Below are 12,822 nucleotides of genomic sequence, written 5' to 3'. Positions count from 1 at the left end.
CTTACCCTTCATTATTTTTGAAGGTAAATCATTTATGAGTTTAGTCAGTATGCCCTTTGTTGGATCAGGTCAGGATCTCGGGCTACATGTTGTTGCAAGCGTTGTTATGATTGGAAGTATTATTGCGCTTGCTTATGGTTTTTGGAAACTTCATGAATTACCAATTAACAAAGCACACAGTAAACAACACCAACAAATTGGATTAATTACTGCCCTCACTTGGATAGGGTTTGTCTGGCATTGGGTTTGGGTATTAGCGGTCATTTGTGCTTTTGTCGATGCAGAAAAAGCATTAATTAAAATTCGTGATATTTGGCATCAACCGACTTCACCATTACAGACACAAGCGCAAGCGCAAACACCAATAATAGAAACCGGCACAGCAGCATCAACTCAAGAGGAGAACCACAATGCTTGAGGGATTAGCGGTATGGGCTTTGTTTATTTACCTACTGCGAATGATAGGTATGCCTTGGAATAAATTCACACAAGGTTTTGCTTACATTGGCGGCGGATCTTGGTTGTTGTTTGTATGGGCTGGTTTATTGAACTATACGCCAATGGATTTATCTGGTGGTTCCGTCGTCCAATCTCCTCACATTCAATTACGACCGGCAAGTACCCAGATTAAGGGCACAGTCAAAACCATTTATATCAAACCAAATCAAGAAGTGAAGAAAGGCCAATTGGTGTATGAACTGGATGACGAGCTTTATCAAATCGCGCTTAATAAGGCGAATGTGTCACAAGAAGCCAGTGAAGTCGGTCTTGATGTCGCCAAACAAAATGTAAAACTCGCACACCAAGCAATTTCAGCATCTGAAAGTGACATTGTCGTAAGTCAAAAACAAATCGAATCTAAAAACCAAGATTTAAAATACAAAAAAATCACGCTAAAACGCTACGTAGACCAAAATCGTAAAGTAAAAAATACGATTACACAAAGCGCATTAGATGAACAAGGCACGTTAGTTTCTATCGGTGAAATTGATGTTGCTAGTGCCGTTGCTCAATTAGACAAAGCAAAATTAGCAAACGAAAAAGCGATTTTGGATTTAGACAATGCGAAATTCGGTGTAAAAGCCAAAGAAAATGAATTAGCTAATGCGAAAGAAAACGTCACCCAAGCACAATGGAATTTAGACAATACGAAGATCTATGCGCCTGCTGATGGCTATGTGACTAACTTCATTCTTCGTGAAGGGCAATACGTAGGTACTGTCCCTCGTATGCAAATGTACACCAATGAAAAATATGTATTAATGCGAGTTAACCACCAAGCCATTCGTAATGTCAAAGTGGGTCGCCCTGCTGAGTTTTCAAGTGCGGTTTATCCGGGTAAAGTATTCATCGCAGAAGTAGAAGGTATTATCGAAGCGACAGGGGAAGCACAAGCTAATTTACTTGGTCGTGAAACCAATGTTCGCCAAACTACGGGATTAAACGTCAATAACAAGCACCATTTTGTTCGTTTGAAACTGCAAGAAGACCAAGGCTATGATATTCCTGTTGGCTCAGTAGGTTTAGCGTGGATATCAGGTGAAAAACCCGTTGGCTTTATGGCTTTCTTAGATGTTATTCGCGGCATTATCATTCGAATGAAATCGCAAATTTACTTCTTCTATTCACTGTAGATAGTCATTAATCATACCAAAAGCCCTGCTGTCCTTTATTTTGAACAATAGGGCTTTTCTAACAGGTATAGCGTAACTGGTCTTTATCTAATTATTTAATGTTTCTTTGATCTCATCAGAACTAAAACCATGAGAATAAAGGTAGGCATACGCTTTGCTTTTTTCTTTTGATTTACTTAAATCAAAGCGTTTTTTATCCAATCTTGCTTGGCAATTCTCGTAAAAATCAATGGTTCCATCCAATTCTAATTTTTCAATTTCTTCATCAAAATTCGATATATCAATCAGTTTTTGTTTTAGTTCTCGCTTGATAATTGACTTACCTTTTAGCTTACGAGCCAGCTTTTCTATTTCTTTTACAATATCAGCTTTGTCGGCTTTAATTTTCATTTTTGATGACAACGTTGACGCCACTGGGTGAGATTTTATCGCTTCTCGAACGTCTGCTGATTTAAACCCATATTTGGTTAAGGTTGCGTACAATTTATCACTAGAGAGTGACTCTAAATTCATGTCCGCTAATCGATTATTAAGTAAAGTCACTTCGCAAATTTCATCGCGATTTGTCACATAAGCAATCGCCTCGTTAACAATCGATTCATTGATCCCTTTTTCTCTCAACTTAGACAAAATGAACTGACTGCCTTTTTCAGAACTAAAAGCCATCTCAACAAATTTAATGGCAAAATCGTTATCTGGTTTTAAATAACCGCGTTCAACTAAGTCATTCAGAACCGTATCAATCCACTCTTGATTGTCTGTTTTCGCAATCAATTTCTTTCGTAATTCGTTTATGGTTCGATCTTTAGCTTCAAGGTGATAAAAGGCACTACCATAGACATTATCAATGGTTTTAGCTGGCTTAACGGGACGTTGACTGAACATGGTAACCTCTGACTTTGGTGAGCTAATGAGAACCGAATCTAACGTATCTCAAACTAAGATGCCATCTATTACGCTAATTACGTCATAGATGATGGTTGAGGGGATTTATTTACAGTGTTCCGCAATAATTTTAGCCAATGTCTTTATCCCGTTGTTCCATTTTTCATTATCGCGATAAGAGGCAAAGCTAATACGGATGCAATGCTTAAATTGATCTTGAGTACAGAACATGGCTTTGCTAAGAGATAATAAATCAATATCAGACGGCGCATTTAACGTCTTTGCTTGAAATTCTCGATGAACATTAATAGTTGCCACGGTATAACCAGAGCGATCACGAGCTACCAACAACGTTTACTTCCCCTGCATTGGGTCGGTCTATTCCTTGGCTTACTTGGGATCACGTTGGTACTGCAAGGTAACATGGAATGGCAAGACACCAGCAACCAATACACTGCGTATCTTTTTGCCTTCATTGCCTTAATTGGAATTACTTTTGGTACGTTATATCAAAAAAAATACTGCCAGAATTCAGATCTCATTGGCAGTATGGTGTGGCAATACAGCGCTGCCTCATTGGTTTTTTTACCTGTCGCGTTATTAAATGAAACGATGGTAGTGACATGGAATGCGCAATTCATTTTTGGATTAATGTGGTTAGTGTTAGTTGTCTCCGTTACGGCTATTCTATTGTTGCTTTATATAATCAAACAAGGTGATTCTTCAAGTGTGGCTTCTACCTTTTACCTCATTCCGCCAATGACGGCATTTCAAGCATGGATAATCTTTGGTGAACAGTTTGATACGCAAGGGGCAGTAGGGTTCGCGCTTGCGGCTATTGCGGTCTATTTAGTAATAAGAAAACCCAAAGTTCACTTAGCTAAAGCGACTCAATAAAGCACATTCTAGAATGGGTGAATACTTATCTAATACAGATGATCTTCACCCTCTTCTTTCTTTATGGAACTTATCATGGTATTTCTACTCAATAGTACTAAGTAATTCAATAATGTAAGGCACAGAATGACTTATCTTGTCCATGTAGGAAACGTCTCAAAACACTATTCAGATTCAAATAAGAATCAACAAGCATTAAGTAATATCAGTTTTGATTTGCAGGCTGGCCAAGTGCTTGGTTTACTCGGTCATAATGGCGCGGGAAAATCGACATTGATTAACGCCCTATTGGGGGCTCATCGCTATGAGGGTGAGATCAGTATTAATGGTCTGCACCCTATCGATCAACACGCCGAATTAATGCAGCATTTAGCGTACATTTCTGATGTGAACGTGTTACCTGAATGGATGAGTGTAAAACAACTTTTAAAATATACCTCGGGGATCCACCCAAGCTTTGATATTAATAAAGCGACTTCTGTGTTGAGTAATACCAATATCAAATTAAATAGCAAGATAAGCTCACTATCAAAAGGCATGAAGGTGCAAGTCCATTTAGCGATAGTGATAGCAACCGATACTAAAGTTCTGATTTTAGATGAGCCTACCTTAGGATTAGATTTATTATATCGCGACACTTTTTATCAGCACTTAACGACTTGGTTTGATGCAGGAGAACGCTGTTTAATTATTGCGAGCCATGAGGTGGCCGAAATTGAGCATCTATTGACGGATGTATTGATCTTAAAACAAGGTAAATGTGTAAAGAAAGAGAGCATGAATAACATACCTCAAGGTACGTTAGCTGAATTCTTTATTGCCCTTCAAAAGGAATCTATTTAATGCGCCCATCATTATATATGCTTGAAAAAGAGCTGATTGAACACAAGACGATTACTCGTGTTCCTCTGTTTATTCTTCTTTGCGGTGCGATACTTTTCATTAGCTTAATGATGAACACTAGCCTACAAGATAATTTGTTTATTTCAGTCGAAACTCAAGGAAATGTCACTCCGTTTGGTTCTGAATTTTCAAATGACCTACAGCTCGGGTTAAGCTTTATCGTTGGTATTTTATCATTAGCACTAACAACAACTTACCTTTCAAAAACATTACGAAAAGAGCGTAATGAAGGCAGCTCTGCCTTTTGGCGTAGCATGCCTATCTCCAGCCAATATACGCACGCGATAAAACTGGCTTTTGGTTTAATTGTTATTCCATTGATTTTTTCTGCTCTGGTACTTATCGCTAATCTATTCTTTTGGATAATGAGCTTATCAAGTGACACTGTATTAGTGATGCTTCATGAACACTCCTCATTAATGTCAGTGATTACCAATTGGCTGCAATTTATGGGAAGAATGCTACTGGTTAGTGTGGTGATGTTACCTATTGCAGGATTAGTTTTAGCGGTATCTCAAGTCAGTAATTCACCTTTAATTATCTTACTATTAGGCGGTTATGCACTGAAACTGCTTTCAACTTGGGTGTTAAACTGGGATGGTATTGCCGTCTTTCTAACTCATATATATAAAATCCCAACAACGATTTTACTCTCTTCAGATCCTTTCATGAGTTTTTCACAAGCAGGGATTGGATTCTTAAGCTTGTATAGTTTACTTGGTGCTATTTCACTGTTCATTAGTATTTCGTTGTATCGAACTACTGAGATCTCTTGGCAATCATTAAATCCAAGTTGGTTATTGAATAAGTAAATAATAAGGGAGAGGGAGACACACAATCGCCTCTCCCTATCATTTTACTTAGCGTTAATTATCACGTTAAAATCATTAAGTGGCATTGGTTTAAAGTACAAGAAACCTTGATGTGATGAGATCTTCAACTCATTTAATATCTGTTGTTGATTCTTATTCTCTACCCCTTCCGCAACCAATTTAATATCCAGATTATTCGCCAATAAAATAATATTTTCCAGTATTTTAAGTGACTGTGAATTGGTTTCAATATCATCAATAAATGATTTATCAATCTTAATAAAATCGAACTGATAATAATTTAAATACTGCAACGAAGAGTAACCAGTACCGTAATCATCCAATGCAAACTTCACTCCAATCGCTCGAAATTTTTGCATATAACTTGTGATTTTTTCTCTATTTTCAAACTCGGTTGATTCAGTAAATTCTAAGACTAAAATACACTTTTCAGATAACTGCTTACATAAGCTATAAATCTCATCATTATAAAGACAGCTTTCAGTCAGGTTTACACTTATTCTTAAACCATTATGACTCGAATTTTTATAACTATCATGAAGCTGGCGTAGGATCGATTTTGTCATTTCACCGATAAGTCCAAACCGCTCCATTTGAGGGATAAATTCCAGAGGTGATATGATGGTGCCACACGGTTTAATCCATCGAGCTAATACCTCACCACCAATAATTTGCTCTTTTGCACTGACTATCGGTTGAACATACGGCGTTATCTGATTTTGTCTAATTGCGCTCCTTAATTTATAAAAATTAAAATTAAATCGCGTACTTGTGTTCGACAAAATACGTAACAACGCCAGCATTAAAATCAACATTAACAATGAGATAACAATATCTAGTCGCTTATCAACGATATAAGATTTAATAGAACTCCATCTATCGTATTTAAACAATAAATGAAAGTCATACTTATTTGATGAATATACTTTCTCATCAGTTAAAGCATGAATGCTAAATACATTCCCTTTCGATATTACATATTGTGAATTTGATAACGAGATCTGCCCAAATCGAGAATCCTCTAACTCTAAAGGTATTTCTTTCATATAAAATTGAAGTCCATTTTCATCATCATAGCGATGATAGTATGAAATGCTTGGTTGACCCGTTAACAGATTCTTCTCTTTTATGTGTATCTCTTTTTCTGGTATGCTTTTTTTCGATATATTACTACCAACAATCGAACTACAAAAATACTGACCATCTTGGATGACTGAGATACTATTAATTGACGAAGAACGTGCCACCTTTTTTTGTAATGGCAACATCATCTCTTCGCAAGTTTTGCCTTTGAGATCGATGAGTTCATCTACTGATGCTGCTGCTTTATCAAACCTTAGATCAATTTTTTCAATCGTTTTTTTGATATTTGATTCAACATACCGTTGATAATCGACACAGATTGCATATTCAAACAAAATAAAGATGATAATAACGCTAACCACATATTTATTAAAAATAAATTTCATTTAGATTACGTCTTCCAATACAGTAACTGTCCATATATATTTTATATTCATTACTTCAGATAATATCTTATACAATAAATTTATCGAAGGTGATAACACTTCTACCTTTCCTACTTTATTGACAATAACACCTACGCTATTTTCTTTTTTATAAATATCCGCACTTTTTACTGTTTCACTTTCATTAATACAATCGCCATAAGAACGCTTTGCCACACCCGCAAAATATTGATATTTAATATTTATTTTCGCGCCTGACATTTAAACGGATAATACATTGTAATAAAAAAAACGAAAAACAAGCAAGGCTTAAAAATCCATAAATTTTTTATATTATTCATAACGTTTATTTATATCACTAATCATTTATAACTAAATGCACCATTAACTAGACAGTGTGATGCATTACAAATGAAAGCACTTATACGATCTCTCATCGCTTTCAACATATCCTTTCTTTTTGTTTAATAACAGCCTCAGTAACCAGTTCGATAAAAAAATTACTACGATATAGTTATCGTAGTAATTCGGTTGTTACTGAATTGATTCTATTTTCAAACCTGAGTAACTCTTACTTTATTTGCTCTATTATTATCAATTGAAAGAACATCAAAATTCCAACCTTGATACTGAATAGTGTCACCAATCATAGGAACATTCGTTGTTAACCACATAAACATTCCCGTTAATGTTTGGTAATCAGCTTCTTTCTCTTCAGGTAACGAGTCTAAATTTAAGGTATATTTCAACACCGTAGTAGGGATGGAACCATCAAGCACCCATTCCGTTTCTGATATTTGTTCAGCCCATGAATCATTCGGGTTTTCGGATTTAAATTCACCCGCTAATGCCTCAAGTAAATCTTTTTGAGTCACGATCCCTTGAGCATCACCATATTCATCAACAACCAATGCAATCTCATCACCTGTTGTTTTCAATAACTCAAGCAGTTCACTGGCAAATTTATTTTCTAAAATAGTTAAACATGGTAATAAATTACGCATTACCCATTTAGTTCTATGCTCTTGGTGCGCAGCTTTCAATAAAAACCGAGCGGTTGTAAACCCAAGAACATTATCCATTCCACCACGAGTCACAGGGTAAATTGAATAATCTGAACGCAATAACTTGGGTAAATTTTCATCCCATGATTGTTCAGTATCAAAATAAACAAGCTCACTTCTTGGCGTCATTAAGGATGCCACTTTTCGATCATCTAACTGAAAGATATTGCGTACCATTGTATGCTCTTTTTTCTCAATGACGCCTTGCTCAGAACCTTCATGTAACAGAGCATGGATGTCATCTTCCGTAATAGAAGCGCCATCTTGATTTGAGCGGCCAAGCAAGCGCAGCAAAGCATCCGTAGAAATCGAGAGTAAGAAGACAAAAGGTCTAGAAATAGACGCTAACACACTAATTAATGGTGCGATAACTGTAGATATACGCTCAGCATGGAACTGTGCTATACGTTTTGGTACTAATTCACCAACAACAATAGAAACGTACGTAATAACAACAACCGTAGAAATAGTTGAGATAGTTGGTGCTATCGTTACAGGAACACCTAACGATATGATCAGCTCTGATATTGGCCCTGCCAGTGCGGCTTCGCCTAAAATACCATTAAGAATACCAATAACGGTTATTCCTATCTGCACAGTAGATAGAAACTGTGTTGGCTCTTCAGCCAATTTGATTGCTTTAGCTGCAGATGAACTTCCTTCTGCTGCCAGTTTTTGTAATCGACTCTTTTTTGCTGTCATGAGTGCAATCTCAGACATAGCAAACACACCATTAATCACAATTAAAAAAAGTAAAATGGCAATATCCAATGTAAACCTCGAATTAATAAAATAATGAAAATCAACATAAAGTATGCTGAAATTTTCTACACTTATATTCCTGATTTACAAGAAGGTCAATCATTATATTGAACTATTTTTAAACAACAATCTTACTATGTACATATAGAAATAAGTTGAAATAATTCAACATTAACCGTTCACTATTTTATATATTAATCGCTATTTTTGATCTAATTTTTTAATAAATTTGGCAGGACTTCCACCATATAAACAATCCGCTGGAACATCATGATTTACTACAGAGTTGGCTGCAATCACTGAACGAGCCCCAATCGTCACGCCTTGGTTAATAACTACACTTCCCCCAATCCACACATCATTTTCAACTACAATTGGCTTACAGAAAGTCTCCCAACGTCGGCGACTTTTATAATCAAGAGAATGTGACGCGGTATAAAACTGAACATTTGGTGCAACTAATACATTATTACCAATCGTAATCTGCGCACCATCAAGCATAATCACATTCATATTAATGAACGTTTGCTCTCCAATCGAAATGGTTTTACCAAACTCACAAGAAAATGGAGATTGAATTACGCTATTTCCAAACTGATGAAATAACTCACTAAGCAACTCGCTACGCTTATGTTGTTCTGTTGCTTGGTTAAACGCAAATAAAGTTTGAGTAGCTCGACTTCTAATGGCATCTATCTCAGGATCACCACCATTAAAGATCTCTCCATTTATCATTTTCTCAAACTCTGTCATTTTTCTTCCTTATATAAAAAATCGAATAGCTCACAGAGTCTATTCGATTGGTATTAATTTAAAAGAGTAAATGATGAGATCAAATACTTCCTCTTTTTTGAAGTATTGCCCTATTCTACTGATGCACTACTTTGATGCTCAAATACGTGCGATAAAGGCAATGGTTTGATGATCTTTTGTGCTTTTAAATGGCCCCACACCATCGGCGTAATACAGATAATCAAAGCAATATTAGAAATAGGCATCGCTAACCATACACCATCAATTCCAAACCATTTAGGTAAGATAAGTAAAAATGGCAATTGAATTATGATGTTACTGATTGAAATCACCATCGCTTTTTTACTTTCACTGACAGATAAGAAGTAAATCGTCACTAACACAATAATACCATCGAGAAATATGGCAAACAGGTGATAACGAATACCAACAATGGTTTCAGCAATTAATGACTGATCGCCGTTGGTAAATAATGCCGTTGTTAGCTCTGGTGAAATATTTAAAATACCAACCCACGCTACTCCGGTAATCGTTACCCATTTAAGCGCCAATTTAAATATCTGATATACTTTCTTATTTTCTTTAGCGCCATAATAATAACTGATTGGCGGTTGAGCACCTTCCGCAATACCCTGCGCAAGTAGGTAATACAACATAAACAGATAACCAACTATCGCATAAGCTCCTACTGTTGTAGCTGAACCATAGTGCATCATTAACGCGTTATGCATAGCTACAACAAAGCTGCCATACATATACATCACCAATGCAGATGAACCTAATGCTAGTGATTGCTTTGCTTTATTTTTAGAAAACAAAACGTCTTTAAGTGATAACTGAATACTTGAACGTTTAGTAAAGAAGTATCGAATACCAAGAACGGTTACAACAGATTGAGCAAGAAGTGTCGCCAATGCCGCACCTGATAAGCCAAGGCCCATAACACCAATAAATAGATAATCTAATACAATATTAATTAACGCACCAACAACCAATAGAAATGTCGCTACATTCGGAGCTTCGTCGTTTCTGACTAGCATAGGTAATGCCGTTGCACACGCAGTAAAAAAACCACCAAACATTAAGACATTGATGTAATCCATCGCGAAATCAAAGTTCTTACCTTCAGCACCTTGAGCATGCAAAATATTTTCAGCAAAAAAGACAATACAAACAATAGCAACAATACTTAATATTGCTAATAGCCAAATCCCCGTAGTTAACGCGACTTTCGTTTTGTCTAATTTATTCTCACCACGGTAAATAGACATTACACTGCCGGTTCCCATGCCTATCATGACACCAAGAGCCCCTAATATACATATAGCAGGCCAGGCCATATTAATTCCAGCAAGACCTTCAAAACCAATATAATGGCCAACAAAGATCCCATCGATAATTTGATACAGTCCACTCACCACCATTGCAGCTATAGAAGGGATGGCATAACGCCAAAAAGTACGAGTAATGGATGAGTCTGCATGAAATGTTGTCATAATTTACCTCAGTAACAACAATGAATTGAGGCGATTCTATGACAGTATTTAAGATTGAAAAAGTTGGTATCCATCCGGTTTTCGGATAGATTGAGCATTATTAATAACGATTGATGCTTTACACTTATTGACAGTCACAAACTGTGTTATAAGCTTATGATATAGATAAATTTATATTGACTAATACTATAGAGACAAAAGGCGAAATGATGGAAACTAAATGGGCAAAACGATTTTTCCAAATGGCAGAATTGGTCGGTTCGTGGAGTAAAGACCCTTCTACACAAGTCGGGGCGGTGATCACTAAGCATAACCGTATTGTTTCTGTTGGCTTCAATGGCTATCCACACGGTGTGTCAGACAGTGCTGATACTGATGAGCGTGAACTGAAATATTTAAAAACACTGCACGCTGAAGAGAATGCAATTTTATTTGCTAAGCGAGATTTAGAGGGTTGTGATATTTGGGTTACTCATTTTCCTTGCCCTAACTGCGCGGCAAAAATCATTCAAACCGATATTTCAAAGGTATATTGCCCAGAGCAAACTGAAGATTTTTTATCTCGCTGGGGTGAAAAAATTCAAATTAGCCAAGATATGTTTGCACAAGCAGGCGTAGAAGTCACTTGGTTGCCATTAGATACTCTGAAATAACTAACCTTACTTCCTGTCTTGATATATCGAGTTCTGAAAAGAACAAGCAAGACAGGATTTAATCTTATCTTTTATAAATTCTCTTTTTCTTCTTTCGGAAATCTCTTCTCGTACGCTTCCATAAAATCCTGACGGATAAGCTGCTCTAAATGAGAGGCTTTCTCTGTAGGACAGAAAATCATGTAGTAGACTTTTTGCTCACCCATTGAGGTTGTAGTGATATGAATGTGTGGCTCTGAACCAGGAAGATCAACCCCTGCATGCTTTTCAATCACACTGTTATAACGGCGAGCAACATCAATAAAATCTTCACTATGGACGTCAATTTTATGCAGTAACTCAGGTAACATTGGGTACAAATTGACAAAGTCTCTCACGCAGATAAAGAACTTATGGTAAACATAGCGCTTCATAAAATTGAGGTTTTTGACCGGATAGGTGAAGAACATACTATTAGGAAGAGTGGCTGTTTTTCCAGTGTAATCGTATTGTCCATGGTGTAAATCAATTTCTTGAATCACTGTCGCCATCATATTGTGTTCAATGACTTCTCCACTCAAAGAACCAACTTCAATCCAATCACCGATACGAAATGAACGAGAACTGGCTCGTTGAATCGAGCCGGTAAAACACAAAATTATTTCTTTCGAGGCAACAACAATAGCAACGGCAATGGCCGTCACTGATAAAGCAAATTCATTAATTTCTGATTGCCACAGAATAAATAAAATAATGAGAAGGAAGCTGAACGAACCATTTTTAGTTCGAGAAATCCACTTACGCTGATCTTCGGTTAAAAATGCAATATCTCCTCGGATATGCTTCACCATAAAATGACGTAATAGAAAAATAAAACTGATAATCAGCACACTAAAAATCATCTTATGTGCTAATAAGAAATCTATGACTAGTAACAGTCTCTCCACGCTCACCTCTTCTAAATTATTACTGCATACTTAATATCCGCAGTAAATATCCCATAGGTACGCGATAATTTCACCCTTATCTCTCTATTTCCTCGAACTTGATTCACTAAAATACAACGAATTAAACGTCAATGACTAAGAATTCGTCACATCAGAATACTCACCTTCGATGATTCTTGATTCTCTATCCATTATTTGATCTACTTTTTTACTGTTCGTTTTCGACATAATAAAAGCAACAATGCTAAACCCAATCGCAAAAAATAAACTCGAAACCAATACAAAAAAACCAACCAATAAAGCAACAATAGTAGTTAATAGCTGTTTCATAATATGACTCTCTTTTATAAATGAGCATTCACTTTAGCACTCTATTTCTGAATCGAAGATGAACAACTATAATCGGTCTAACAATCTCACAAAAAAACGATACACTCTAAATAAATTCAAACCTCTCCTTATGTTTTCTTCAAAAAAGTGATAACACGTTAAAATAACAACAACTTATAGATAATTAACTCTACGCTATCGCAAGTATCACTTACAA

General features: G+C 36.3%; 15 protein-coding genes. 6 read left to right on the top strand and 9 right to left on the bottom strand.

Features of this window, described 5'->3' with window-relative positions; translation table 11 throughout:
* Positions 1–34: 34 nt before the first annotated feature.
* Positions 35–418 (top strand): MFS transporter, encoded by a 384-nt coding sequence (locus A6E03_RS14485; RefSeq protein WP_065601135.1) that lies wholly within the window; start codon positions 35–37, stop codon positions 416–418.
* Complete coding sequence (locus A6E03_RS14480) at positions 411–1,634, top strand: HlyD family secretion protein (RefSeq protein ID WP_065592742.1); 1,224 nt, start codon at positions 411–413, stop codon at positions 1,632–1,634. The genes A6E03_RS14485 and A6E03_RS14480 overlap by 8 nt, the downstream gene beginning before the upstream one ends.
* A gap of 87 nt (positions 1,635–1,721) precedes the next feature.
* Here the strand turns inward: A6E03_RS14480 and A6E03_RS14475 are convergent, their stop codons facing one another.
* Both A6E03_RS14475 and A6E03_RS20105 read right to left on the bottom strand, forming a co-directional pair.
* On the bottom strand, positions 1,722–2,519 hold the full coding sequence (locus A6E03_RS14475; RefSeq protein WP_065601134.1) for a RecX family transcriptional regulator: 798 nt from the start codon (positions 2,517–2,519) through the stop codon (positions 1,722–1,724).
* 105 nt (positions 2,520–2,624) lie between these two features.
* Positions 2,625–2,837, bottom strand: coding sequence for a hypothetical protein (locus tag A6E03_RS20105; RefSeq protein ID WP_065640704.1), 213 nt, complete (start codon positions 2,835–2,837; stop codon positions 2,625–2,627).
* Here A6E03_RS20105 and A6E03_RS14470 point away from each other — a divergent pair.
* The 3 genes from A6E03_RS14470 (at position 2,817) to A6E03_RS14460 (ending at position 5,131) form a co-directional block, all read left to right on the top strand.
* A complete protein-coding gene (locus tag A6E03_RS14470; RefSeq protein ID WP_255310651.1) occupies positions 2,817–3,416 on the top strand; it encodes a DMT family transporter in 600 nt (199 codons plus the stop codon). The genes A6E03_RS20105 and A6E03_RS14470 overlap by 21 nt on opposite strands.
* Before the next feature lie 126 nt (positions 3,417–3,542).
* Positions 3,543–4,259 carry an ABC transporter ATP-binding protein gene (locus tag A6E03_RS14465; RefSeq protein ID WP_065601133.1) on the top strand — a complete coding sequence of 239 codons (717 nt, stop codon included), beginning with the start codon at positions 3,543–3,545 and terminating at the stop codon, positions 4,257–4,259.
* The gene (locus A6E03_RS14460; protein WP_065601132.1) at positions 4,259–5,131 is read left to right on the top strand and encodes a hypothetical protein; all 873 of its coding nucleotides are present in this window, start codon (positions 4,259–4,261) and stop codon (positions 5,129–5,131) included. The genes A6E03_RS14465 and A6E03_RS14460 overlap by 1 nt, the downstream gene beginning before the upstream one ends.
* A gap of 44 nt (positions 5,132–5,175) precedes the next feature.
* Here the strand turns inward: A6E03_RS14460 and A6E03_RS14455 are convergent, their stop codons facing one another.
* The 5 genes from A6E03_RS14455 to A6E03_RS14435 all read right to left on the bottom strand — a co-directional run bounded on the left by A6E03_RS14455 (position 5,176) and on the right by A6E03_RS14435 (position 10,696).
* The gene (locus tag A6E03_RS14455; protein WP_065601131.1) at positions 5,176–6,621 is read right to left on the bottom strand and encodes an EAL domain-containing protein; all 1,446 of its coding nucleotides are present in this window, start codon (positions 6,619–6,621) and stop codon (positions 5,176–5,178) included.
* On the bottom strand, positions 6,622–6,882 hold the full coding sequence (locus A6E03_RS14450) for a hypothetical protein (RefSeq protein ID WP_065601130.1): 261 nt from the start codon (positions 6,880–6,882) through the stop codon (positions 6,622–6,624). It lies immediately after the preceding gene.
* A gap of 293 nt (positions 6,883–7,175) precedes the next feature.
* A complete protein-coding gene (locus tag A6E03_RS14445) occupies positions 7,176–8,456 on the bottom strand; it encodes a hemolysin family protein (RefSeq protein WP_065601129.1) in 1,281 nt (426 codons plus the stop codon).
* A 192-nt stretch (positions 8,457–8,648) separates the two neighbouring features.
* A complete protein-coding gene (locus A6E03_RS14440; RefSeq protein WP_065601128.1) occupies positions 8,649–9,200 on the bottom strand; it encodes a sugar O-acetyltransferase in 552 nt (183 codons plus the stop codon).
* 110 nt (positions 9,201–9,310) lie between these two features.
* The gene (locus tag A6E03_RS14435; protein ID WP_065592734.1) at positions 9,311–10,696 is read right to left on the bottom strand and encodes an MATE family efflux transporter; all 1,386 of its coding nucleotides are present in this window, start codon (positions 10,694–10,696) and stop codon (positions 9,311–9,313) included.
* 209 nt (positions 10,697–10,905) lie between these two features.
* Between A6E03_RS14435 and A6E03_RS14430 the strand changes: the two genes are divergently transcribed.
* Positions 10,906–11,349 (top strand): dCMP deaminase family protein, encoded by a 444-nt coding sequence (locus A6E03_RS14430; protein WP_065592733.1) that lies wholly within the window; start codon positions 10,906–10,908, stop codon positions 11,347–11,349.
* Between the two features lie 71 nt (positions 11,350–11,420).
* Here A6E03_RS14430 and A6E03_RS14425 read toward each other — a convergent pair whose 3' ends face one another.
* Both A6E03_RS14425 and A6E03_RS14420 read right to left on the bottom strand, forming a co-directional pair.
* Positions 11,421–12,275 (bottom strand): mechanosensitive ion channel family protein, encoded by an 855-nt coding sequence (locus A6E03_RS14425; RefSeq protein ID WP_176703491.1) that lies wholly within the window; start codon positions 12,273–12,275, stop codon positions 11,421–11,423.
* Between the two features lie 135 nt (positions 12,276–12,410).
* The gene (locus A6E03_RS14420; protein WP_065592731.1) at positions 12,411–12,605 is read right to left on the bottom strand and encodes a hypothetical protein; all 195 of its coding nucleotides are present in this window, start codon (positions 12,603–12,605) and stop codon (positions 12,411–12,413) included.
* Between the last annotated feature and the right edge of the window lie 217 nt (positions 12,606–12,822).

Source organism: Aliivibrio sp. 1S128 (assembly GCF_001691065.1).
Taxonomy (GTDB): Bacteria; Pseudomonadota; Gammaproteobacteria; order Enterobacterales; family Vibrionaceae; genus Aliivibrio.
This window is presented reverse-complemented; position numbering and strand designations above follow the sequence as displayed.